Below are 23,624 nucleotides of genomic sequence, written 5' to 3'. Positions count from 1 at the left end.
GCCTTAAGAAGAGGGATGCTGCCGGTCGTCGTAACGCTCCAGCGAAAGCAAATCCGCATCGCGTTTCGCTGTCCGGCTGCAGGGCAACAGCTTATCGCTCTGCGCATAAACGAAAAAGGTTTCCGCGTTGTCCTGGTTCACAATCAGCTGATCGCCATTGCGAAAGCGGGTAATTGACACACTATCGCCCGCCTGCAGGCGGGTACGCTGCTGTCCGGCGGCAATCTGGAAATGGTGCCGCGGCCACATCAGGGTGCTGAGCCCGTAGGCGGCGCGTGAGACGGTCATGGTGGGCCGGCCGGGACAGGTGATCTGAAATTCGCTTTCGCTCCATGCCGGGGCGGCCAGGCAGGAGAGCAGCGCAACGCAAAAGGTCATCGCCTTCATGGTGTGCTCCTCGGGATGAGTGAATGATTTTACTGAGAATTTGTCAGAGTAACACAGCAACCCGCAAAGTTAACCCGCAGCGGACAGAATGCGTTATCATGCGCGGCGGAGGAGACCATGAGAGATGAAAATGCGCTGTTTGCGCGCCTGGCGCAGTCACCGTTCCGCCGTCGCTTTCATCTGGGCGCGAAAGAGCGGCAGTACTGCATTGATAAAGGCCCGGCGGTGATTGGCCAGCATGCTGCAGATTTTATTCAGCAGCGCCTGGCGGCAGCGGAACCCCGCAATGACGGGAAGCAGACGCCGATGCGCGGTCACCCGGTGTTTATTGCGCAGCACGCCACGGCGACCTGCTGCCGCGGCTGCCTGGCAAAGTGGCATGGTATTGCTGCGCATCAGCCGCTGACGGCTGAGCAACAGCACTACATCGGACAGGTGATTCATCGCTGGCTGGTCGAAGAGATGAATCGCTGAGCGGTAAAATCCCTATTCTGCCGCAACCTGCGCGGCCACCAGCATCAGTGCCAGACCGGCATGCTCTGGATCGAATTGGTGCATTACATCGTGGATCGCCTCAACGCAGTTCATGACCTGCTTTTTTTTATCGGCGTCCAGTTTATCTATCGCGTGCTGAAGAATCATTAAACTGGCTTCTTCTTCTTTCATGTATTTACCCTTGTTTTGCTTACCTGGTGCGCAACGCTGGCAAGAATACCGTTTATCTGCTACCAAAGTCACCCCCTTCACATTCTTCCCGCTTAACGATTAAGCAAATGGCAAATGGGAAGCGGCAGCAGACATGCTATGATCCAACTATCCGTGCGTGCCATCGGACCACGGCAAACAAGGAAACTCATCAGGATCAGGACCATGTTGAAATTCAGCGTCATACTCTCTGTTTTGCTGCTGGCGGGCTGCAGCTCCACGCCCAAAGGCGTCGATTGCCCGGGCGAGGTGGCGACGATTTATGGTCAGTCCCTGGGCAGTACGCAGGCGCGCATCTTTGATCTGGTCAACGCCTTTTCTGTCACGCGCGATGGCGTGACGGTGAAAAGTGGCCCGCTGCACTCCAGCGATCGCTTCCGCTACGTGCCTTCGGCGGTTACCGCAGAAGGGTTCTATGCGCAGCGCCTGTCAGATAAACAGTTCCGCCTGATCAACCCTGCGCAGAACACCCTGATCACCTGGACATGCCCATAAGCCGTGCGCGCAGCGACAGGATGGTTTATTGTCAGGCTTCGTCATGCAGTGGACTGTCATAATGGAAAAGAGTCTCGACAACAACGGCTACATCGATTTCCCCTTCCCGGCGACCCGCAATGCCGATGGCTCGGTCAACCCGTGTGGCTTTGATCTGACGCTGGAAACCGGGCGCATTGATGAAATTTCCGCCGGGCATCACTCCGAAAATATGCGACGCCTGCTGGAAGAGGTGAATCTGCAGGAGGGACTGTTTATGACGCTGGCCTGCGACTGGCAGCAGCGCGCAGACGGCGTGTGCGGATTTATCGACGTGGCGTTGCGGCCGGCGCTGTGCCACGGCAGTCATGAAGCGATGCTGCAGCTGGATCAGGACTTTGAACATTATCTCCGCTGTCAGGAGCAGCAGCATGCGATGCCGGCCGGCAGCCTGATTAACTATGCGCGCGCGGTGCTGGACTGGAGCTGGTCTCCGCTGCAGCAACGCCAGCAGCGTTATGAAAAGGTCACCATTCGCTATTACTGCCAGCAGGCAGAGGACGCCGAATGGTGTTTCGACCACCTGCGCCATTTTCTGGTGAGCTGGTATCCTGCGCACCGCGCAGCGCCCTGAGCCTCTGCGACGCCGCCGCTGACTTCAGGCCGCCGCTGAAGAGCCGCAGCGCCGTCCGCTCCCTGCCCGTCCGTTGTGCCCCGTTAATGCCCGCATGCGCAGCCCGCACCGCATGGCGTTCCCCATGGCGCGCGTTAAGTACAGTCGCATTGACGTTATCCAGCCGTTCAGACAGCATTTTCCCTTGCTGAAACCCATTGTTACAAGCTTAAGCTCTGCCGGTTTGCCGGTCTGGCTATCTCTGACTACGCTGAAAGAGACATTCACCACTCTCAGGGAGTCAACTATGAGCGATAAAGCGGAAGCAAAACTGAATGAAGCGGCTGGCGCAATCCAGGAAAAATTTGGTGAGTTTACCGGCTCACAGCGCCATCAGGCCAAAGGTGCCGCACGCCGTTATCCGGCGCAGGCCAGTTACGCGGTGCAGGATGCCGCAGACAGCGTGGTGAAATCGGTGCGTGATAACCCGGTAACCGGGCTGGCGGTAGCGGCCAGCGTCGGTGTGATTCTCGGCTTCTTACTGGGCCGTAAATAATCCAGACATGGGGCCTGTACGGCCCCTGTTTGCTGATGCCAGCACGTTCAGGCTTATGTCTGCGCCCGCCGCGCTTTGTAACGCGCCACCATGGTCATCAGTGCCTGATAGATCAGCCCGGCGTACAGGCTCATCACTATCACCATAGCGAAGGGCTTATCCTGCGCTTTCCACGAGACGAACCACATAAAAACGCCCCACAGCAGCGAAAAGACCAGCCAGCCTTTTACAAACTTCATGACACCCTGCATATCACCTCCGGAATCGTGAACGCTGAAGATAGCCGCTTCCGCCGCGGAAAACACGCACCATTGACGCGGGATGTTAACTGTTTCAAAGTTTTGCCAGACGCGCGAACCCGCCGGCTGCCGGTGCGAAGCGCGCGGAAAAAGTCGCGCGCGCGGACCCCGCCGCATGGCATAGTTTACGCACGCGTCGCTTATCGTCTGCAGCGACTTTATGTTTGAATCCCCGGCAACCCTGGCTGGCCTGTGACTGAAATGAACTATCTACACACGATCCAATCTTTTATTGAAGGCAATACGGTGCTGTCTGCCACCTTCAGCGTGCTCTTACTTATCGTTGCCGGCATGGTTGCCCATCTGATCTGTAAATTCTTTGTGGTGAAAGCGGTGCGCCGGGTGTTTTTCAGCGCGCATAAAAATCAGGTGCCGCTGGATAAAGATGTGCGGATTTCGGAAAAGCTGTCAAATTTTATTCCGGTCATCACCGTCTATTATCTGCTGCAGTTCATGCCGGAGCTGCCGGAACACCTGCTGATCGCCATCAAAACCATTTGTGGCATTCTGTTCTTTGTTTATCTGTCGCTGTTTTTTACCGAAGTGCTGGAGATCGTCAACAACTCCTATTCGCGCAAATCAAAGCGGAAAAATCATTCGATCAAAGGCTATATCCAGATCGGTAAAATACTGGTGCATATTCTGTCGGCGATCATGATCCTTGCCATCATGTCCAATAAATCGCCGGTGATTATTATCTCCAGTCTTGGTGCGGTTGCTGCGGTGCTGATGCTGGTGTTTCAGCATACCCTGCTGTCGCTGGTGGCCAACATTCAGGTCTCTTCCAACGATGTGCTGCAGCTGGGCGACTGGATTGAGATGCCGGATAACGGCATCAGCGGTGAGGTGATTGATATTGCTCTGCATACCATCACAATCCGCAACTGGGATAACACGCTGTCGCGTATCCCGACCAAAAACTTTCTGACCGAAACCTATACCAACTGGCAGGCGATGTTCTCGTCTGGTGCGCGCCGCATCATGCGCAGCTTTTATCTGGACCAGACATCCATTCGGTTTGTGGATCAGGCCATGGTGCAGCAGATGAGCCAGCTGCGCGGCGTCAGCGAACAGCTCTCGGCACTGATGGACGGGCGCGATCCGGGCGTGGTCGGCGACCGCTGGTTTGCCGAAAACGGCCTCACCAATCTGACCGTGTTTCGCCACTATCTGACGTGGTGGCTGGCGCAGCGCGATGATATCCGCAAAGACATGTATCTGGTGGTGCGGGCCATGAAGCCTTCACCTGAAGGTCTGGGCGTGGAAGTGTATTGTTTCACCTCGTCGGTGGTGTGGGCAGAGTATGAGAATTCGCAGTCGGCGATTTTCGAATATATCTATGCGGTGCTGGAGACCTTCTCGCTGCGTATTTATCAGCATCCGGCCGGCAATGATTTCTGGCGGCTGTCGCAGGCGCGGGCGCAGGCCGCCGGGCCTGGCGACACCGCGGCAGAATAGTTAAAAAAAACGGGAGCCACTGGCTCCCGTTATTCGCACGTTGCGCTGTGCCTTACATGTTGGCGATGATTGCGTCGCCAAACTCAGAGCATTTCAGCAGCTTCGCGCCGTCCATCAGACGTTCGAAGTCATAGGTCACGGTTTTAGCGGCGATCGCGCCTTCCATGCCTTTAACGATCAGATCGGCCGCTTCGAACCACTCCATGTGGCGCAGCATCATTTCTGCAGACAGGATCACCGAGCCCGGGTTCACTTTATCCTGACCTGCATACTTCGGTGCAGTACCGTGGGTGGCTTCAAACAGCGCGCATTCGTCGCCGATGTTAGCGCCCGGGGCAATACCGATACCGCCAACCTGCGCCGCCAGGGCGTCAGAAATGTAGTCACCGTTCAGGTTCATACAGGCGATTACGTCATACTCGGCCGGACGCAGCAGGATCTGCTGCAGGAAGGCGTCGGCAATGACGTCTTTCACGATGATCTCTTTACCGGTGTTAGGATTCTTAAACTTCATCCACGGTCCACCGTCGATCAGCTCACCGCCGAACTCTTCTTTCACCAGCTGGTAGCCCCAGTCTTTGAAAGAGCCTTCGGTGAACTTCATGATGTTGCCTTTGTGCACCAGGGTCAGCGAGTCACGATCGTTAGTGATGGTGTACTCCACTGCGGCACGCACCAGACGTTTGGTGCCCTCTTCGGAGCACGGCTTCACGCCGATACCACACTGCTGCGGGAAGCGAATTTTCTTCACGCCCATCTCTTCACGCAGGAACTTGATCACTTTATCGGCTTCCGGCGTGCCCGCTTTCCACTCGATACCGGCATAGATATCTTCGGAGTTCTCACGGAAGATCACCATGTCGGTGTCTTCAGGGCGTTTCACCGGGCTTGGCGTGCCTTTGTAATAGCGTACCGGACGCAGACACACGTACAGGTCCAGCTCCTGACGCAGCGCAACGTTCAGTGAACGGATACCGCCGCCGACTGGCGTGGTCAGTGGGCCTTTGATCGCTACGCGATATTCTTTGATTAAATCGAGGGTTTCCTGCGGCAGCCAGACATCCTGACCGTAGAGTTCAACGGATTTTTCACCCGTATAAATTTCCATCCAGGAGATTTTACGCTCACCGTTGTAGGCTTTCTTCACAGCGGCATCAACCACTTTCAACATGACCGGGGAAACGTCAACGCCAATACCGTCACCCTCGATGTAAGGAATGATCGGGTTATGAGGAACGTTCAGTTTGCCCTGATCCAGGGTGATTTTTTGACCTTCCGCCGGAACAACTACTTTGCTTTCCATCAACCTCTCCTTCGAGCGATTTTTTGTTAATGATTTGTAAGATGCGCGTCAATACTACTTGAATATTTCCGCCACGCCAATCACCGCAGTTTCGCGCTATAATGCGCCGATTGTTACTCAGTGCAAAGCCCATGCGAAAAACGTCTCAGCAAATTCACCCGTCTAAGCGCCCTGCTGCTCCGGCGCGGCGCCCAGCCCGACGCGATACGCGGCCGAAAGGTCCGCGCCGTGTCATACTCTTTAACAAACCCTTTGATGTGCTGCCGCAGTTCAGCGATGAGGCCGGACGCCGCACGCTAAAGGATTTTATCCCGGTCAGCGATGTGTATGCCGCGGGCCGTCTCGATCGCGACAGCGAAGGCCTGATGGTGCTGACCAACGACGGCGCGCTGCAGGCGCAGCTGACGCAGCCGGGCAAACGCACCGGTAAGATCTATTTTGTGCAGGTTGAGGGCGTGCCGCAGGAATCAGATTTATCCCGTCTGCGGCAGGGCGTGACGCTGAACGATGGCGTCACGCTGCCGGCCGGGGCAGAAGCGGTTGCCGCGCCCGACTGGCTGTGGCCACGTCATCCGCCCATTCGCGAGCGAAAAGCGATTCCCACCAGCTGGCTGAAAATTACCCTGTATGAAGGGCGTAACCGCCAGGTGCGGCGCATGACGGCGCATATTGGCTTTCCGACGCTGCGGCTGATTCGCTTTGCCCTGGGGCCGCATCAGCTGGACGATCTGGCGCCCGGTGAGTGGCGCGATATCAGCGCGCTGCCAGGCTCCGCATTTTAATAACTTCAGGTTAACAATTCGGGCGGAACGATGTTTAAACCTCATGTCACCGTCGCCTGCATCGTGCAGGCACAAGGTAAACTGCTGGTCGTGGAAGAGCGCGTACGCGGGCGCATTACCTGGAATCAGCCCGCCGGCCATCTGGAAGCGGATGAAACGCTGCTGGAGGCGGCGCAGCGCGAGCTGTTCGAAGAGACCGGCATTGACGCCACGCCAGACTATTTCCTCGGCGTGCAGCAGTGGATCGCCCCGGACAATACACCTTTTGTGCGTTTTCTGTTTGGCCTTGATCTGGCTGAAACCCTGCGCACCACGCCGCACGATCGTGATATCGACTGCTGCTGGTGGCTGCCGCCAGAGCAGATTCTCACGGCTGACCGCCTGCGTTCGCCGCTGGTGGCAGAGAGCGTCCGGCTGTGGCAACAGGGCGCGCGTTATCCGCTGCAGCTGATCGCGCCGTTCCAGTGGCCGTTTCATGAGGGTGCGCACAACGCTTCTGCATGATAGAATGCGCCGCCTGTTTTTATCGTAATTAAGAGTGCGTCATGTCTGACAACAGCCAGAAAAAAGTGATCGTCGGGATGTCCGGCGGCGTTGATTCTTCCGTTTCCGCCTGGTTACTGCAGCAGCAGGGCTATCAGGTAGAAGGCCTGTTCATGAAGAACTGGGAGGAAGACGACGGCGAGGAGTACTGCACCGCCGCTGACGATCTGGCTGACGCACAGGCCGTGTGTGACAAGCTCGGCATCAAACTGCACAAAATCAACTTTGCCGCCGAGTACTGGGATAACGTGTTTGAACACTTCCTCGAAGAGTACAAAGCGGGCCGCACGCCGAATCCGGATATTCTGTGCAACAAAGAGATCAAATTTAAAGCCTTCCTGGAGTTCGCCGCAGACGATCTGGGCGCCGATTACATCGCCACCGGCCACTACGTGCGCCGGGCCGATGTCGCGGGCAAAAGCCAGCTGCTGCGCGGTCTGGACGGTAACAAAGATCAGAGTTACTTCCTGTACACCCTCAGCCACCAGCAGATTGCGCAAAGCCTGTTCCCGGTGGGTGAGCTGGAGAAACCGGAAGTGCGCCGCATCGCTGAGCAGCTCGATCTGATCACGGCAAAGAAAAAAGACTCCACCGGCATCTGCTTTATCGGCGAGCGCAAATTCCGTGACTTCCTCGGCCGCTATCTGCCCGCGCAGCCCGGCATCATTGAAACCGTGGACGGTGAAGTGGTGGGCGAGCATCAGGGGCTGATGTACCACACGCTGGGCCAGCGCAAAGGGCTGGGCATCGGCGGACGCAAAGAGAGCAATGACGATCCGTGGTACGTGGTGGACAAAGACGTCGCGCGTAACCGGCTGATTGTGGCGCAGGGCGGCGATCATCCGCGCCTGATGTCCGTGGGCCTGATTGCGCAGCAGCTGCACTGGGTGGATCGTCAGCCCATCACTGCCCCGCTGCGCTGCACGGTAAAAACCCGCTATCGTCAGAGCGATATCCCCTGTGAAATCATTCCGCACGGCGACGAACGCATTGAGGTGCGTTTTGACGCGCCGGTGGCGGCCGTCACGCCCGGACAATCTGCCGTGTTCTATCTTGGTGAAGTGTGTCTCGGCGGCGGCATTATCGAACAGCGCCTGCCACTGGCAGAAGGCTGAGTCAGCCTGGCTGACGCGTTAACAGGAGTGAAGCGTGGCTAAAAATTATTACGACATCACGCTGGCACTGGCCGGCGTATGCCAGGCAGCCCATCTGGTGCAGCAGCTGGCGCATCAGGGACACTGCGATAACGCGGCGCTGCAGGTATCGCTGCGCAGCGTGCTGGATCTCAATCCCGGCTCTACGCTGGCGGTCTATGGCAACGACGAAGCCAACCTGCGACTGGGGCTGGAAACGCTGATGGCGGTGCTGAACAGCGGCAGCCGCCAGGGCGCGGGTGCCGAGCTGACGCGCTATACCCTCAGCCTGATGGTGCTGGAGCGTAAGCTGCACGGCAACACCAGCGCACTTAACACGCTCGCCCAGCGCATCAGCCAGCTGGACCGCCAGCTGGCGCACTACGCGCTGGAATCTGACACCATCGCCGGTGCGATGGCCGGTATCTACGTCGATGTGATCAGCCCGCTCGGCCCACGCATTCAGGTGACCGGTTCGCCACAGGTGTTACAGAATTCCCCGGTGCAGAACCGGGTGCGGGCTGCCCTGCTGGCCGGTATCCGCTCTGCGGTGTTATGGCAGCAGTCAGGCGGTGGCCGCCTGCAGCTGATGTTTTCGCGCCAGCGCCTGCTGCGCGAAGCCAAAACGATTTTATCCCGGCTGGGTCCGGCGTATTAAGCGCCGCCCTGCCTACATTGTTAACGATTCAGGAGTTGCACTGATGGAATTATCCTCTCTGACCGCCGTCTCACCTGTCGATGGTCGTTACGGCGATAAAGTCAGCCCGCTGCGTGCGATTTTCAGCGAATACGGTTTGCTGAAATTCCGCGTAGAGGTTGAAGTTCGCTGGTTACAGAAACTGGCCGCGACCGCAGAGATCAAGGAAGTTCCTGCATTTGATGCTGACGCAAACGCTTTCCTTGATGAAATTGTCGCCCGTTTCAGTGAAGATGATGCGGCGCGCATCAAAACCATCGAGCGCACCACCAACCACGATGTGAAAGCAGTGGAATACTTTCTCAAAGAGAAAGTTGCGGATGTGCCGGCACTGCATGCGGTTTCCGAATTTATTCACTTCGCCTGCACCTCCGAAGACATCAACAACCTGTCTCATGCCCTGATGCTGGAAACGGCGCGCCGCGAGGTGATTGTGCCGTTCTGGACGAAAATTATTGCGGCCGTGAAAGGACTGGCGCAGGAATACCGCGACATTCCTCTGCTGTCGCGCACCCACGGCCAGCCTGCCACCCCGTCCACCATGGGCAAAGAGATGGCGAACGTGGCATACCGTATGGAGCGCCAGCTGCGTCAGCTGAGCAACATCGAGGTGCTGGGCAAAATCAACGGCGCCGTCGGTAACTACAACGCCCACATCGCCGCTTATCCCGAAGTGGACTGGCATCAGCTGAGCGAGCAGTTTGTTACCTCGCTGGGGATTCGCTGGAACCCGTACACCACGCAGATTGAGCCGCACGATTACATCGCCGAACTGTTTGACTGCATGGCGCGCTTTAACACCATTCTGATCGACTTTGACCGCGATATCTGGGGTTACATTGCGCTGAATCACTTCAAACAGAAAACCATTGCCGGCGAAATTGGCTCTTCCACCATGCCGCACAAAGTGAACCCGATTGACTTTGAAAACTCCGAAGGCAACCTCGGTCTGGCCAACGCTGTGATGCAGCATCTGGCCAGCAAACTGCCGGTGTCACGCTGGCAGCGCGATCTGACTGACTCCACCGTTCTGCGCAACCTCGGCGTCGGCATGGGTTATGCGCTGATCGCCTACCAGGCCACGCTGAAAGGTATCTCCAAGCTGGAAGTGAACCGTGAGCGTCTGCTCGACGAACTGGACCACAACTGGGAAGTGCTGGCAGAACCGATTCAGACCGTAATGCGTCGCTACGGCATTGAGAAGCCATACGAGAAACTGAAAGAGCTGACGCGCGGCAAACGCGTGGACGCTGCCGGCATGCAGGCCTTTATCGACAGCCTGGCGCTGCCGGAAGAGGAAAAGGTGCGCCTGAAGCAAATGACGCCCGCCAACTATCTCGGCCGCGCAATTCAGATGGTTGACGATCTGAAATAAGCGCTTCGCTGCACGCGTCAGCCAGCCTGACGGCAGGCGCGTGCAGCGCCCTCAGCCCCTAACCGGCAGGATGACTGACAGCGTTATGCTGCGGTTTAATTGCTGTCGCGTATACTTCTGGCATTATCACTGAGTGAGCAAGTAAGGAACGATTATGCGTGTTCTGGTTGTGGAAGATAATGCCCTGCTGCGCCATCATCTCGCGGTTCAGCTGCGCGAAATGGGCCATCAGGTAGATGCCGCCGAAGATGCCAAAGAAGCGGACTATTTCCTGCAGGAACACATTCCGGATATCGCTCTGGTCGATCTCGGTCTGCCGGACGAAGATGGCATGTCGCTGATTCGTCGCTGGCGCGGCGAAGCGATTCGCCAGCCGATTCTGGTGCTGACGGCGCGCGAAGGCTGGCAGGCCAAAGTCGAAGCCCTGGAAGCCGGTGCCGACGACTACGTTACCAAACCCTTTCATATTGAAGAAGTGGCGGCACGCCTGCAGGCGCTGATGCGTCGCAACAGCGGTCACGCTTCGCAGATTATCTCGCTGCCGCCGTTTCAGGTTGACCTGTCGCGCCGCGAGCTGACGGTCAATGACGCGCCGGTGAAGCTCACCGCGTTTGAATACACCATTGTCGAAACGCTGATCCGCAACGCCGGCAAAGTGGTGAGCAAAGATTCGCTGATGCTGCAGCTCTATCCGGATGCGGAACTGCGCGAGAGTCACACCATTGATGTCCTGATGGGCCGCCTGCGGAAAAAAATCCTCGCGCTGCATCCTGTGGAAGTGATCAATACCGTGCGTGGCCAGGGCTACCGCTTTGATCTGTAATTCATGAACTGGTTTCGCCGTCAGCGCCCCTTCTCCCTGCGCGCCCGTTTTCTGCTGGCAACGGCAGCCATCGTGCTCTTTCTGTCGCTCTCATACGGCATGGTGGCGGTGATTGGCTATGTTGTCAGCTTCGATAAAAACACCTATCGCGTGCTGCGCGGTGAGAGCAACCTGTTCTTCACCCTTGCCCAGTGGAAAGATAACAAGCTCAGCATCGCCCAGCCGGAGCGCATGACGCTGAATTTCCCGACGCTGGTGTTTATCTACGACGAGCGCGGCAAGCTGCTGTGGCAGCAGCGTGACGTGCCGGAAATCCGGAAAAATATCCGCCGCGAATGGCTGCTGAAGCCGGATTTCTATGAGATTGATACCAGTAATCGCACCAGTATGGCGGCTATGGGCAACAACCCGCAGGCGCAGCAGCGGCTGCACGCGCTGGACAGCGACAGCAACGATACCTTTACCCACTCGGTGGCGGTAAACCGCTACGACGCCACCACCAACCTGCCCGCGCTGACCATTGTGGTGGTGGACTCGATTCCGCAGGAGCTGCAGCACTCTGACGTGGTCTGGTCGTGGTTCAGCTATGTGCTGGCCGCCAACCTGCTGCTGGTGATCCCGCTGCTGTGGCTGGCCGCGCACTGGAGCCTGCGGCCGATTGGGACGCTGACCGCGCAGGTGCGCGAGCTGGAGGTGGGCCACCGCGAAAGCCTGGACGATAATCCGCCGCAGGAGCTGCGCAGCCTGGTGCGCAACCTGAACCTGCTGCTGACCAACGAGCGCCAGCGCTATACCCGTTACCGCACCACCCTTTCTGACCTGACGCACAGCCTGAAAACGCCGCTGGCCGTGCTGCAAAGCACGCTGCGTTCGCTGCGCAGCGGTAAAGAGCTGACGGTGGAACAGGCGGAGCCGGTGATGCTGGAACAGATTAGCCGCATCTCGCAGCAGATTGGTTACTACCTGCACCGTGCCAGCATGCAGGCCGATCACAACCCGCTGCAGCGCGATCTGCATTCGGTGTCGGCGCTGCTGGATAGCCTCTGCTCGGCGCTCAACAAGGTGTATCAGCGTAAGGGCGTAGAGATCACGCTGGATATTTCGCCTGAGCTGACCTTTATCGGCGATCAAAACGATTTTATGGAAGTGCTGGGCAACGTGCTGGATAACGCCTGTAAATACTGCCTTGAGTTCATTGAGGTCAGCGCACGCCAGACCGACAAGGCGCTGCATCTGTTTATTGATGATGACGGCCCCGGCATCCCGGAAAGCAAACGCGATCTGATTTTCGTGCGCGGCCAGCGCGCCGATACGCTGCGTCCCGGTCAGGGGCTGGGGCTGGCGGTGGTGCGCGATATTCTTGAGCAGTATGCAGGCCAGGTCATCGCCTCAACCAGCCCGCTGGGCGGCGCGCGCATGGAGGTGATCTTTCAGCGCCAGGAAGTTGAACATCACCGCGAGTAGAACGCCGTGCGGGCTGTTATACTTGCCAGCAATTATGCCCCAACCGGAACCCTCGTATGGATTATCAGCTCGATATCAACTGGCCCGACTTTATTCAGCGCTACTGGCAAAAACGCCCGGTGGTGCTCAAGCGCGGTTTTAAAAACTTCATTGATCCTATCTCGCCTGACGAGCTGGCCGGCCTGGCAATGGAAAACGAGGTGGACAGCCGCCTGGTCAGCCATCAGAACGGCAAATGGCAGGTCAGTCATGGCCCGTTTGAAAGCTACGATCACCTGGGTGAAAGCAACTGGTCGCTGCTGGTGCAGGCGGTGAACCACTGGCATGAAGCCTCTGCAGCGCTGATGCGCCCGTTCCGCTTTCTGCCGGACTGGCGCATTGACGATCTGATGATCTCTTTCGCCGTACCCGGCGGCGGCGTCGGCCCGCATTTTGACCAGTATGACGTGTTTATTATTCAGGGCACCGGCCGCCGGCGCTGGCGTGTGGGGGAAAAAGTGGCCCTGAAACAGCACTGCCCGCACCCGGACCTGCTGCAGGTTGAACCGTTTGACGCCATCATTGATGAAGAGATGGAGCCGGGCGACATTCTCTATATTCCACCGGGTTTCCCGCACGAAGGCTACTCGCTGGAAAACGCGCTCAACTACTCGGTGGGCTTCCGCGCCCCCAATGGTCGCGAACTGATCAGCGGCTTCGCCGATTATATGCTGGCGCACGAACTGGGCAGCCATCGCTACAGCGATCCGGATGTGCCGGCGCGCGAATGCCCGTCGCAGATTCTGCCGTCTGAAGTGGAAGGGATTCGTCAGGTGATGCTGGATGTCATCAACCAGCCAGAGCAGTTTACCCAGTGGTTTGGCGAGTTTATTTCCCAGTCGCGCCACGAGCTGGATATTGCCCCGCCGGAACCGCCTTATCAGCCGGATGAAATTTATGATGCCCTGCAGCAGGGCGATGCCCTGACGCGCCTCGGCGGCCTGCGCGTGCTGACGCTGGGTGAGGCGGTGTTTGTCAACGGCGAGCGCGTGGCCTGCAGCCAGCCGGATGTCCTGGCGGCGCTGGCGCACAAACATGTCCTGACGCTGGCCGATTTCGGTGACGCGCTGGACGATCCGTCGCTGCTGGCCCAGTTGGCTGCGCTGGTCAACAGCGGCTACTGGTTCTTCGCCGATTAAGCCTTTACAACGCAGGGGCTTGCCCCTGCGTCATCGCCGGATCGCGTTACCCAATCATTTTTATCCCGTCACTGACACAGCGCGCAGGCCAGGCGCCGCTTCGCGCCGCCCGTCCGCCATAGCGCAATGCGGCACCGCTGTTTGCACCCAGCCGTTATCACCGCCTGCCGCAGCAGGCAGTGGCGTTACGCTTTCTTTTCTGCCGCCAGCGCAGACAACCGCACAATCACCTCGACCGCCTGCGTCATCACGTTCAGTGAGGCGAACTCATGCTTACCGTGGTAGTTATAGCCGCCTGTAAACAGATTCGGGCACGGCAGGCCTTTCCATGACAGCGCAGAGCCGTCCGTGCCGCCACGAATCGGTTTCACTTTTGGTTCGATACCGCAATCGCGCATCGCCTGCAGCGCCAGCTCAATAATGTGCGGATGCGGCTCCACTTTCTCACGCATGTTGCGGTAGCTGTCGCTGATTTCGACGCTTACCGAACACTCAGCGTGCAGCCCTTTGCTGACGCGCTGCCCAATCTCCTGCAGCTGCTGTTTACGGCGCGCGTAGTTATCGGCGTCAAAGTCGCGGATCAGGTACATCAGCTCCGCATGCTCAACGCTGCCCTTGATGGTGTGCAGATGAAAGAAGCCTTCATAGCCATCGGTAAACTGCGGCTTCTCCTGCGCCGGGATTTCGCTGTGGAAACGCATCGCCAGATCCAGCGCGTTCACCATCACGTTTTTTGCACTGCCGGGATGCACGTTATTGCCCACGATCTTCACGATGGCGGTGGCGGCATTGAAGTTTTCAAACTCAAACTCCCCCAGATCGCTGCCGTCCAGCGTGTAGGCCCAGTCGGCGGCAAAGCCTTCTACATCAAAATGCGCGGTTCCGCGTCCGATCTCTTCATCCGGCGTAAAGGCCACGCGGATGGCACCGTGCGGGATATCGCCCTGCGCCAGCCGCGCCATCGCCGTCATGATCTCCGCAATACCGGCTTTATCATCGGCACCCAGCAGGGTTTTGCCATCGGTGGTGATCAGCGTGTGCCCGATCATCTGATGCAGAATCGGGAACATCACCGGCGACAGCACCTCGTCACCGTTACCAAGCGCAATGTCGCCGCCGCGATAGTTTTCAATAATCTGCGGATTCACATTTCTGGCGGTGAAATCCGGTGAGGTATCCATATGGGATATAAAACCGATCACCGGCGTCGGCCAGTCCACATTGGCGGGCAGCGTGCCCATCACGCAGCAGTGGTCGCTCAGCGAGACATCCACGAAGCCCAGCGCGATTAACTCTTCCTGCAGCTGACGCGCCAGCGTCCACTGCCCTTCACTGCTCGGCACCTGTCGCGCCTGAGGTTTTGACTGGGTTTCCACTGCCACGTAACTGAGAAAACGCTCAAGTAATTGATCCATTTGTCATCCCTCTGAAGTACCTGCGTCATTATCATGGCGGGCGATGACCGCCATGTTGCGTCAAATCATTATCTTTCAGGTTAGTCCGCGCAGCGTGATTGCGCGCCGGAAATCGGTCACGTCGCCTTCTGTCCGGCTTGCCCGCTGAGCATACTCCAGCTATTTGCAGACTTTTCAAGGTTATTCCGCCGCTGAACATGGCATTGACGCATTTTTGCGGTATTATCGCGCCCTTCATCACAGCACCCGCTCGCAGGCGGCTATGCTGTAACCAGATTTTCCTCAGACTGAGTGACTAAAATGACGCAAACATGCGCGCAACAGGCGCTGGTTACGCTTTCTGGCATCAGTAAAGCTTTTGATGGCAAAACCATCATCTCGGCCTTTGACCTGACCATTGGTCACGGTGAATTCATTACGCTGCTTGGCCCCTCCGGCTGTGGTAAAACCACCATTCTGCGCCTGATCGCCGGGCTGGAGCAGGCCGACAGCGGCCGTATCCTGCTGGATGACAGCGATATTACCGACACCCCGGCGGAGCACCGCCACATCAACACCGTGTTCCAGAGCTATGCGCTGTTTCCGCACATGTCGGTATTCGATAATGTCGCCTTCGGGCTGCGTATGCAGAAAACCCCGGCTGCTGATATCACCCGGCGCGTCAACGAGGCGCTGGCCATGGTGCAGCTGGAGCGTTTTGCCGACCGCCGTCCGCACCAGCTGTCCGGCGGACAGCAGCAGCGCGTGGCGATTGCGCGCGCCGTGGTTAACCGGCCGAAAGTGCTGCTGCTGGATGAGTCTCTCTCCGCGCTGGATTACAAGCTGCGCCGGCAGATGCAGAACGAGCTGAAAGCCCTGCAGCGCCGTCTGGGCATCACCTTTGTGTTCGTCACGCACGATCAGGAAGAGGCCCTGACCATGTCCGATCGCATCGTGGTCATGCGCGACGGCCGCATTGAGCAGGACGGCACGCCGCGTGAGATTTACGAAGAACCGGCTAACCTGTTTGTGGCGCGCTTTATTGGCGAAATCAACGTATTTGACGCTGAAGTGCTCGACAGCCGCCATGCGCCAGCGGTACGCGCCCGGGTGGAAGGCCGTGAATGCGACATTCACTGCACCTTCCCGGTTCAGCCGGGCGACAGGCTGCACGTGCTGCTGCGCCCGGAAGATCTGCGGGTGAAGGAGCTGGCGCATGACAGCCGCAGCGACAGCTTTATCGGCTACGTGCGCGAGCGCAACTACAAAGGCATGACGCTGGAATCCACCGTCGAGCTGGAAAACGGCAAGCTGCTGACGGTCAGCGAGTTCTTTAATGAGGACGATCCGGATGTGGATCACTCGCTCAACCAGAAAATGGCGGTGAGCTGGGTGCCGGAATGGGAGGTGGTGCTGCCGTATGAAACGGATGCGTAATCGTCTGCAGCATGCCATTGTGGCGCTGATTGTCGGCTGGCTGGCGCTGTTTGTGCTGCTGCCGAACCTGATGATCATCGTCACCAGTTTCCTGACGCGCGACGACGCGCACTTCGTCAGTCTGGTCTTTACCCTCAGCAACTACAGCCGCCTGCTCGATCCGCTGTATGCGGACGTGCTGCTGCACTCGCTGAACATGGCGTTCATCGCCACGCTGTGCTGTCTGCTGCTGGGCTACCCGTTTGCCTGGTGCCTGACGCGACTGCCGGCACGGATCCGTCCGCTGATGCTGTTTCTGCTGATTGTGCCGTTCTGGACCAACTCGCTGATTCGCATTTACGGCCTGAAAATCTTCCTCAGCACCCGCGGCTGGCTCAACGAAAGCCTGCTGTGGCTGGGGGTGATCGATAAACCGTTCCGTATTATGTTCACGCCGGAAGCGGTGATCCTGGGGCTGATCTACATTCTGCTGCCGTTTATGGTGCTGCCGCTCTACTCCAGCCTGGAAAAGCTGGATAAATCCTGTCTGGAAGCGGCGCGCGATCTGGGCGCCAGTCCGCTGCAGCGGCTGGTGCGCATCATCCTGCCGCTGACCATGCCGGGGATCGTCGCCGGCTGCCTGCTGGTATTCATTCCGGCGATGGGGCTGTTTTACGTGGCGGATCTGATGGGCGGTGCAAAAAATCTGCTGATTGGTAACGTCATCAAAAGCCAGTTCCTGAACATCCGCGACTGGCCGTTCGGCGCCGCCACCAGCATCGTAATGACGTTGCTGATGGGGCTGATGCTGCTGGTCTACTGGCGCGCGGCGCGGCTGCTGAACCGTAAAATGGAGCTGCAATGATGCGTCTGGTACGCGGCGGCTTTATGGCCGTGATTTACGCCTGGTTCTATATTCCGATCCTGATTCTGATCGTGAATTCCTTTAACGCCTCGCGCTTTGGCATTAACTGGCAGGGCTTCAGCACGCAGTGGTATCGCCTGCTGGTGAACAACGATAGCCTGATTCAGGCCGCGCAGCACTCGCTGATCATGGGCGTACTCTCCGCCAGCTGCGCCACGCTGATTGGATCGCTGACGGCGGTAGCCCTCTACCGCTATCGCTTCCGCGGCAAACCTTTTGTCAGCGGCATGCTGTTTGTGGTGATGATGTCGCCGGATATCGTGATGGCCATTTCGCTGCTGGTGCTGTTTATGCTGCTGGGCATCTCGCTCGGCTTCTGGTCGCTGCTGCTGTCGCACATTACGTTCTGCCTGCCGTTTGTGGTGATCACCGTTTACTCGCGCCTGAAAGGTTTTGATGTGCGCATGCTGGAAGCCGCGAAAGATCTGGGGGCCAGCGAAGTGACCATTCTGCGCAAAATCCTGCTGCCGCTGGCGCTGCCGGCGGTCGCGGCGGGCTGGCTGCTGAGCTTCACCCTGTCGATGGATGACGTGGTGGTGTCGTCGTTTGTCACCGGCCCCACCTTTGAGATTCTGCCACTGAAAATTTACTCCATGGTCAAAGTGGGCGTATCACCGGAGGTGAACGCGCTGGCGACCATTTTGCTGCTGCTGTCGCTGCTGCTGGTAGCGGCCAGTCAGCTGTTGCTCCGTGATAAAACCAAATAGAGGATAACCGATGAAAACGTGGTCTCACTGGCTGGCGGCTGGGGCGCTGGCACTGAGCATGCAGAGCGTTCAGGCCGATGACAGCAACACGCTCTATTTCTATAACTGGACAGAGTATGTCCCGCCGGGCCTGCTGGAGCAGTTCACCAAAGAGACCGGTATTAAGGTGATCTACTCCACCTATGAATCCAACGAGAGCATGTACGCCAAACTGAAAACCTGGAAAGATGGCGCGTACGATCTGGTGGTGCCCTCCACCTACTTCGTGGCAAAAATGCGTCACGAAGGCATGCTGCAGAAGATCGATAAAACCCAGCTCAGTAACTTCAGCAATCTCGATCCGGAACTGCTGAACAAACCCTTCGATCCCAACAACGACTATTCCATTCCCTATATCTGGGGCGCAACCGCCATTGGCGTCAATACGGATGAAGTGGACGCCAGCAGCATCACCCGCTGGGCCGACCTGTGGAAACCGCAGTACAAGCAGAGCCTGCTGCTGACCGACGATGCGCGTGAGGTGTTTCAGATGGCGCTGCGCAAGCTGGGCTACTCCGGCAACACGCAGGACCCGCAACAGATTGAGGCTGCGTATCAGGAGCTGAAGAAACTGATGCCAAACGTGCTGGCGTTTAACTCTGATAACCCCGGTAATCCGTTTATGGAAGGCGAAGTGAACCTGGGCATGATCTGGAACGGCTCAGCTTACGTGGCGCGTCAGGCTGGCACGCCGCTGCAGGTTATCTGGCCGGCAGAAGGCGGGATTTTCTGGATGGATAACCTGGCGATTCCGGCGAATGCGAAAAACAAGGCCGGTGCGCTGAAGCTGATTAACTTCCTGCTGCGGCCGGACGTGGCGGCAAAAGTGGCTGAAACCATCGGTTATCCAACGCCAAACCTCGCGGCGAAGAAGCTGCTGCCGCCCGAGGTGGCAAACGATCCTTCGCTCTATCCGCCGCCTGAGGTGATGAAAAAGGGAGAGTGGCAGAATGACGTGGGGCCCGCCAGTACGCAGTACGAGACGCTGTTCCAGAAGCTGAAAGCCGGTCGCTAACGCGCAGGCTGCGCCGCAGGCACGGTCTGCGGCGCAGGGCGCGGTAAATTGCGCCCTATTTATACAGGCCGCGCAGGAGGCTGTGCACAAACACCGGCACCACCGCGCTGGCTAAACCATACTGCCCTTCGGCAAATTCATTCCCCACCTGGCTCGGCTCCAGATTCAGCTCGACGGTGTGCGCGCCGTGCAGCTTTGCCTCATGAACAAAGCCCGCCGCCGGATAGACGTGCCCGGAGGTGCCGATGGCAATAAACAGATCGGCCTGTTCGATCGCGCGGTAAATCTCTTCCATGCCCAGCGGCATTTCGCCAAACCACACCACGTGCGGCCGCAGACGCGACGGGAACTGACAGCAGGTACAGCGATCGTCGGCACTGACATCTTCTGTCCAGGTCACCACCTGCCCGCTGGTTTCGCAGCGCACTTTCAGCAGTTCACCGTGCATATGCAGCACGCGCGCGCTGCCGGCCCGTTCGTGCAGATTATCAATGTTCTGCGTCACCAGCAGGAAGTTATCGCCCAATACCTGCTCCAGCTCGGCCAGCGCTTTATGTGCGGCATTAGGCTGGATTTCCGGCTGCTGCAGCTGACGACGTCGCGCATTGTAGAATGCCTGCACCAGCGCCGGATCGCGGCGAAAGCCTTCCGGCGTCGCCACATCTTCCACCCGGTGCTCTTCCCACAGGCCGTCAGCGGCGCGGAAGGTCCGGATACCGGACTCTGCAGAGATGCCGGCGCCGGTCAGCACCACCACGCGCGGCAGCGGATGCGCAGCGAGTTCCGCGTTGCGGTCGCGCTCGAAGATGCGCTGGCGAAAGCGCTGATGCACTTTGCGGCGGTTTTTCTTATCGCGGGCGAGTCGTAAGCGGCGGCGCTGTATGCGCATAAAGGCTCCTTAATCGGCGGCGTTAAACGCCGTGTTTCGGGTGTCAGGTCGGGCAATCGCGTGTCCCGATAATAGCGGCTGCGTATGTCAGCTGCATGCGGCAGACGCTGAAAATGTGCGCAGCCGCGAAAGCGGCTGCGACATTATCATTACTGGCCGCTGAGCACGCGGGCCGGGTCAATGCGGCTGGCGCGCCGCGCCGGATACCAGCTGGCGAGCAGGCTGAGCACAATCGCGGTGGCCAGCACGATCGCCACATCCAGCCAGTGCAGCTCCGACGGCAGAAAATCGATAAAGTAGATATCACCCGCCAGCAGCGAATGCCCGGTCAGGTGTTCAATGCCGCGCATCAGCGGCGTGAGGTTAAGCGCCACCAGCACGCCTGTCACCACCCCGCTGACGCTGCCCAGTAGGCCAGCCAGCAAACCATACCAGATGAAAATAGCGCGTATCAGGCCATCTTTGGCGCCCAGCGTGCGCAGCACCGCTATGTCGCTGCTCTTATCTTTTACCGCCATCACCAGCGTAGAAACAATGTTGAAGCAGGCCACGCCAATCACCAGCACCATCGCCAGATACATAATGGCGCGAATCATCTGGATATCGCGGTACATGTAGCCGAAGGTGCCAATCCAGCTTTTAATATAGACATACGCATGCGTCACCTCACCGGCATCACGCACCAGTTTCTGGGCTTTGAAGGGATCGGTCATCTTCAGGGCGATGCCGCTGACGCTCTCGCCCAACTCCAGATAACGCTGCGCATCTGCCAGCGGCACCAGCGCCAGGCTATGATCCAGCATTCCGCTCAGCTGCAGAATGCCGCTGACCTGCAGGCGAATCCGCTTCGGCTGCAGCAGTTTGTTCGCGCCGTCGTTGTTGGGGATCATGATGGTGATCCAGTCGCCCTGCTTCACGTTCAGGGATTTGGCAATGCCGCCCCCCAGAATGATCTGCTGCTTACCGGCGGCAAACTGCGACCACGCATCGCCCGCAACAAAGTGCGGCAGCGCGCTGAGGCGCGGCTCCTGCTGCGGATCGACGCCTTTTACCTGCAGCGCCTGCAGCCGCGCACCACTTTCAATCAGACCGGTGAAGTTAACATAGGGTGCCGCAGCGGCAATGCCCGGCACCTGCTCAATCGGCGCAATCAGCGGCTGCCAGTTGCGGAAAGGCTGATTCACCGGCTCGATTTCGCCATGCGGCACCACCGCCAGAATGCGGTTGTTGAGTTCACGCTCAAAGCCGTTCATCGCGCTCAGCCCGATGATCAGCACCGCCACGCCCAGCGCGATACCGATGGTTGAGATAATCGAAATCAGCGAGACCATACCGCCACGCCGCCGTCCGCGGCTGAAGCGCAGCCCCAGCAGCAGAGAGAGTGAAGAAGCCATCAGATCGCTCCCAGCGTCAGGCGATCGCTCAGCTGGCCGTCGCGCATCTCCATCTGACGGCTCAGACGCTTCGCCAGCTGCAAATCGTGCGTGACCACGAGGAATGCGGTGCCCTGCTGCACGTTGAGCTCGCCCAGCAGTTCAAAGATGGCATCGGCGTTGCGTGCATCCAGGTTGCCGGTGGGCTCATCGGCCATCACCAGCCGCGGACGGTTGACCAGCGCGCGGGCAATCGCCACGCGCTGCCGCTCGCCGCCGGAGAGCTCTGAAGGACGGTGCGCGGCACGTTTCTCCAGACCGACCGCCGCCAGCATCTGGCGTGCGCGGTCAGCCGCTTCCGCTTTGCCGGTTTTGCCAATCAGCAGCGGCATCGCCACGTTTTCCAGCGCGCTGAAATCGGGCAGCAGATGATGGAACTGATAAATAAAGCCCAGCTCACGGTTGCGCAGTTCGGCTTTGGCGGCAGACGACATGGCATTCAGCGATTTGCCATCAAACACGACGTCGCCGGAGGTCGGTGCATCCAGACCACCCAGCAGATGCAGTAAGGTACTTTTGCCGGAGCCGGAGCTGCCGACAATCGCCGTCAGCTCGCCCGGCTGCAGGCTAAAAGCCACATTGCGCAGCACATCGGTCTGCACGCTGCCTTCCTGATAGCGTTTGCACAGGTCACGACACTGCAACAAAGGGGTATTACTCATAACGTAAAGCCTCAGCGGGTTGAACGGCGGCAGCGCGCCATGACGGATAAAGGGTTGAGAGCAGCGCGACGGCCATCGAGACCAGCGCGATTGTCACCACCTGCCACGGATTGATCGCTACCGGCAGCGCTGCGCCATCAAGGAACAGGCCAATCACCGGCATCAGCGTATTCAGCTGGCTGGCAAGCAGCACGCCGAGCAGCGTACCGAGCAGTGCGCCGATCACGCCGGCGCTGGCCCCCTGCACCATAAACACCGCAACAATTTGCCGGCGCGTCAGGCCCTGGGTCTGCAGAATCGCCACTTCCGCCTGCTTCTCCATAATCAGCAGGCCAAGTGAGGTTATGATATTAAACGCCGCCACAGCGATGATCAGGCTGAGCAGCAGCCCCATCATATTTTTTTCCATGCGTACCGCCTGGAACAGATCGCCTTTGCGTTCGCGCCAGTCTTTCCATGTCAGGCCGGCCGGCAGCGTCTGCTGGCTGAGCGTGTCCACGCTGAGCGGCTTATCGAGCCACAGTCGCCAGCCGGTGATATTGCCCGCCGGATAGCGCATCACGCGTGAGGCATCCTGCTGGTTAACCAGAATCTGATAGCCGTCCACTTCGCTGTTGGCGGCATAGGTGCCGGCGACGGTGAAAATACGCTGGCTGGGTACGCGCCCGACCGGCGTAAACTGGCTGACCGAAGGCACCATCAGACGCAGCTGATCGCCGCGTTTTACCCCCAGCTGTGACGCCAGCTGTTCGCCGAGAATCACGTTGTACTGGCCAGGCTGCAGCACGTTTTGCGCGGTGTTGACCAGATAGGGCGTCAGCGGATCCGCTTCATCCGGGTTGATGCCCAGCATCACGCCCACGGAAACGTTGCGTGCGCTTTGCAGCACCACATCTGCGGTGGTGAGCGGCGCAACGCGGGTGACGCCCTGCAGATGCAGGCTCTCTGCCGGCAGCTGCTGCGGATTGATGCTGCCTTTATCGCTGGTGAGCAGCGCTTGCGGCATCAGGCCAAGAATGTTGCCTTCCAGTTCGCGCTCAAAGCCGTTCATCACGGACAGCACCGTGACCAGCGCCAGCACGCCGAGCGTAATGCCGATAGTGGAAAGCCAGGAGACAAAGCGACCGAAGCGGTCTGAAGCACGTCCACGCATGTAGCGCAAACCGATGAATAACGCGACTGGTTGATACATGAGATCCGTCTGGGCCGTTGCCTGCAAATTAAGTAGTGGGATGATAAAGGAGCCGTCTGCTTTATGAAACCTCTAACCCTCTGAGTGTAGGGCAAAGTTGCGTCAAAATGCGTCCGCGCCGGCGGCAATGCATAAAATTACGACAATATCGTGACGCTATTA

The 23,624-nt window shown here is 58.4% G+C and carries 26 protein-coding genes; 17 read left to right on the top strand and 9 right to left on the bottom strand.

Annotation, left to right across the window (positions count from 1 at the left end; translation table 11 throughout):
* Positions 1 to 3: 3 nt before the first annotated feature.
* Positions 4 to 387, bottom strand: a complete 384-nt coding sequence (locus D8B20_RS07145) for a hypothetical protein (protein ID WP_145888220.1) — start codon at positions 385 to 387, stop codon at positions 4 to 6.
* Positions 388 to 504: 117 nt separating this feature from the next.
* Here D8B20_RS07145 and D8B20_RS07140 point away from each other — a divergent pair, with 117 nt between their 5' ends.
* Entirely contained in the window at positions 505 to 861 is a 357-nt protein-coding gene (locus D8B20_RS07140) for a DUF4186 domain-containing protein (protein WP_145888219.1), read from the top strand.
* Between the two features lie 12 nt (positions 862 to 873).
* On the opposite strand, the gene D8B20_RS07135 is transcribed toward D8B20_RS07140, so the two are convergent.
* Positions 874 to 1,053 carry a hypothetical protein gene (locus D8B20_RS07135; RefSeq protein ID WP_145888218.1) on the bottom strand — a complete coding sequence of 60 codons (180 nt, stop codon included), beginning with the start codon at positions 1,051 to 1,053 and terminating at the stop codon, positions 874 to 876.
* 204 nt (positions 1,054 to 1,257) lie between these two features.
* Between D8B20_RS07135 and D8B20_RS07130 the strand changes: the two genes are divergently transcribed.
* The 3 genes from D8B20_RS07130 to D8B20_RS07120 all read left to right on the top strand — a co-directional run bounded on the left by D8B20_RS07130 (position 1,258) and on the right by D8B20_RS07120 (position 2,735).
* On the top strand, positions 1,258 to 1,587 hold the full coding sequence (locus tag D8B20_RS07130) for a hypothetical protein (protein WP_145888217.1): 330 nt from the start codon (positions 1,258 to 1,260) through the stop codon (positions 1,585 to 1,587).
* 61 nt (positions 1,588 to 1,648) lie between these two features.
* Positions 1,649 to 2,200: a hypothetical protein gene (locus D8B20_RS07125; RefSeq protein ID WP_145888216.1), complete on the top strand. Its 552-nt coding sequence runs from the start codon at positions 1,649 to 1,651 to the stop codon at positions 2,198 to 2,200.
* Between the two features lie 286 nt (positions 2,201 to 2,486).
* Positions 2,487 to 2,735 (top strand): DUF883 family protein, encoded by a 249-nt coding sequence (locus D8B20_RS07120; RefSeq protein WP_145888215.1) that lies wholly within the window; start codon positions 2,487 to 2,489, stop codon positions 2,733 to 2,735.
* A 53-nt stretch (positions 2,736 to 2,788) separates the two neighbouring features.
* On the opposite strand, the gene D8B20_RS07115 is transcribed toward D8B20_RS07120, so the two are convergent.
* A complete protein-coding gene (locus tag D8B20_RS07115) occupies positions 2,789 to 2,986 on the bottom strand; it encodes a DUF6404 family protein (protein ID WP_145888214.1) in 198 nt (65 codons plus the stop codon).
* A gap of 249 nt (positions 2,987 to 3,235) precedes the next feature.
* On the opposite strand from D8B20_RS07115, the gene D8B20_RS07110 reads away from it, so the two are divergent.
* Positions 3,236 to 4,492: a mechanosensitive ion channel family protein gene (locus D8B20_RS07110; protein WP_145888213.1), complete on the top strand. Its 1,257-nt coding sequence runs from the start codon at positions 3,236 to 3,238 to the stop codon at positions 4,490 to 4,492.
* A gap of 52 nt (positions 4,493 to 4,544) precedes the next feature.
* On the opposite strand, the gene icd is transcribed toward D8B20_RS07110, so the two are convergent.
* Complete coding sequence (gene icd / locus D8B20_RS07105) at positions 4,545 to 5,795, bottom strand: NADP-dependent isocitrate dehydrogenase (protein WP_145888212.1); 1,251 nt, start codon at positions 5,793 to 5,795, stop codon at positions 4,545 to 4,547.
* Between the two features lie 101 nt (positions 5,796 to 5,896).
* Between icd and rluE the strand changes: the two genes are divergently transcribed.
* From rluE to D8B20_RS07065, 8 genes are all read left to right on the top strand, one after another.
* The gene (gene rluE / locus D8B20_RS07100; protein WP_370664123.1) at positions 5,897 to 6,577 is read left to right on the top strand and encodes a 23S rRNA pseudouridine(2457) synthase RluE; all 681 of its coding nucleotides are present in this window, start codon (positions 5,897 to 5,899) and stop codon (positions 6,575 to 6,577) included.
* A 30-nt stretch (positions 6,578 to 6,607) separates the two neighbouring features.
* A complete protein-coding gene (locus D8B20_RS07095) occupies positions 6,608 to 7,081 on the top strand; it encodes an NUDIX domain-containing protein (protein WP_145888211.1) in 474 nt (157 codons plus the stop codon).
* A gap of 41 nt (positions 7,082 to 7,122) precedes the next feature.
* Positions 7,123 to 8,235, top strand: a complete 1,113-nt coding sequence (mnmA, locus tag D8B20_RS07090; RefSeq protein WP_145888210.1) for a tRNA 2-thiouridine(34) synthase MnmA — start codon at positions 7,123 to 7,125, stop codon at positions 8,233 to 8,235.
* Positions 8,236 to 8,269: 34 nt separating this feature from the next.
* Complete coding sequence (gene hflD / locus D8B20_RS07085) at positions 8,270 to 8,911, top strand: high frequency lysogenization protein HflD (RefSeq protein ID WP_145888209.1); 642 nt, start codon at positions 8,270 to 8,272, stop codon at positions 8,909 to 8,911.
* A gap of 43 nt (positions 8,912 to 8,954) precedes the next feature.
* Entirely contained in the window at positions 8,955 to 10,325 is a 1,371-nt protein-coding gene (gene purB / locus D8B20_RS07080) for an adenylosuccinate lyase (protein WP_145888208.1), read from the top strand.
* A 154-nt stretch (positions 10,326 to 10,479) separates the two neighbouring features.
* Positions 10,480 to 11,148 carry a two-component system response regulator PhoP gene (gene phoP / locus D8B20_RS07075; RefSeq protein WP_145888207.1) on the top strand — a complete coding sequence of 223 codons (669 nt, stop codon included), beginning with the start codon at positions 10,480 to 10,482 and terminating at the stop codon, positions 11,146 to 11,148.
* Between the two features lie 3 nt (positions 11,149 to 11,151).
* Positions 11,152 to 12,612, top strand: coding sequence for a two-component system sensor histidine kinase PhoQ (gene phoQ, locus D8B20_RS07070; RefSeq protein ID WP_145888206.1), 1,461 nt, complete (start codon positions 11,152 to 11,154; stop codon positions 12,610 to 12,612).
* 56 nt (positions 12,613 to 12,668) lie between these two features.
* Positions 12,669 to 13,790, top strand: a complete 1,122-nt coding sequence (locus tag D8B20_RS07065) for a ribosomal protein uL16 3-hydroxylase (RefSeq protein WP_145888205.1) — start codon at positions 12,669 to 12,671, stop codon at positions 13,788 to 13,790.
* A gap of 185 nt (positions 13,791 to 13,975) precedes the next feature.
* Here the strand turns inward: D8B20_RS07065 and pepT are convergent, their stop codons facing one another.
* Positions 13,976 to 15,205: a peptidase T gene (pepT, locus tag D8B20_RS07060; RefSeq protein WP_145888204.1), complete on the bottom strand. Its 1,230-nt coding sequence runs from the start codon at positions 15,203 to 15,205 to the stop codon at positions 13,976 to 13,978.
* A 300-nt stretch (positions 15,206 to 15,505) separates the two neighbouring features.
* Between pepT and potA the strand changes: the two genes are divergently transcribed.
* The 4 genes from potA to potD are packed head-to-tail and all read left to right on the top strand — an operon-like array spanning position 15,506 to position 19,286.
* Positions 15,506 to 16,621 (top strand): spermidine/putrescine ABC transporter ATP-binding protein PotA, encoded by a 1,116-nt coding sequence (potA, locus tag D8B20_RS07055; RefSeq protein ID WP_145888203.1) that lies wholly within the window; start codon positions 15,506 to 15,508, stop codon positions 16,619 to 16,621.
* Positions 16,614 to 17,465: a spermidine/putrescine ABC transporter permease PotB gene (gene potB, locus D8B20_RS07050; RefSeq protein WP_186454429.1), complete on the top strand. Its 852-nt coding sequence runs from the start codon at positions 16,614 to 16,616 to the stop codon at positions 17,463 to 17,465. The genes potA and potB overlap by 8 nt, the downstream gene beginning before the upstream one ends.
* Entirely contained in the window at positions 17,462 to 18,232 is a 771-nt protein-coding gene (gene potC / locus D8B20_RS07045) for a spermidine/putrescine ABC transporter permease PotC (protein WP_145888201.1), read from the top strand. Before potB ends, potC begins: the two co-directional genes overlap by 4 nt.
* A 10-nt stretch (positions 18,233 to 18,242) precedes the next feature.
* A complete protein-coding gene (gene potD / locus D8B20_RS07040) occupies positions 18,243 to 19,286 on the top strand; it encodes a spermidine/putrescine ABC transporter substrate-binding protein PotD (RefSeq protein WP_145888200.1) in 1,044 nt (347 codons plus the stop codon).
* Between the two features lie 55 nt (positions 19,287 to 19,341).
* On the opposite strand, the gene cobB is transcribed toward potD, so the two are convergent.
* From cobB to lolC, 4 genes are all read right to left on the bottom strand, one after another.
* Positions 19,342 to 20,175 carry a Sir2 family NAD+-dependent deacetylase gene (gene cobB, locus D8B20_RS07035; protein ID WP_145888199.1) on the bottom strand — a complete coding sequence of 278 codons (834 nt, stop codon included), beginning with the start codon at positions 20,173 to 20,175 and terminating at the stop codon, positions 19,342 to 19,344.
* Positions 20,176 to 20,324: 149 nt separating this feature from the next.
* A complete protein-coding gene (lolE, locus tag D8B20_RS07030; RefSeq protein WP_145888198.1) occupies positions 20,325 to 21,569 on the bottom strand; it encodes a lipoprotein-releasing ABC transporter permease subunit LolE in 1,245 nt (414 codons plus the stop codon).
* Positions 21,569 to 22,270: a lipoprotein-releasing ABC transporter ATP-binding protein LolD gene (gene lolD, locus D8B20_RS07025; protein WP_145888197.1), complete on the bottom strand. Its 702-nt coding sequence runs from the start codon at positions 22,268 to 22,270 to the stop codon at positions 21,569 to 21,571. Before lolD ends, lolE begins: the two co-directional genes overlap by 1 nt.
* Positions 22,263 to 23,462 (bottom strand): lipoprotein-releasing ABC transporter permease subunit LolC, encoded by a 1,200-nt coding sequence (gene lolC / locus D8B20_RS07020; protein ID WP_145888196.1) that lies wholly within the window; start codon positions 23,460 to 23,462, stop codon positions 22,263 to 22,265. The genes lolD and lolC overlap by 8 nt, the downstream gene beginning before the upstream one ends.
* Positions 23,463 to 23,624 lie beyond the last annotated feature (162 nt).

The sequence above is a fragment of the Candidatus Pantoea soli genome (genome assembly GCF_007833795.1).
In the GTDB taxonomy this organism is placed as follows: domain Bacteria; phylum Pseudomonadota; class Gammaproteobacteria; order Enterobacterales; family Enterobacteriaceae; genus Pantoea; species Pantoea soli.
Note: the sequence above shows the minus strand (reverse complement) of the source record. Positions and strands in the feature narration are given on the sequence as shown.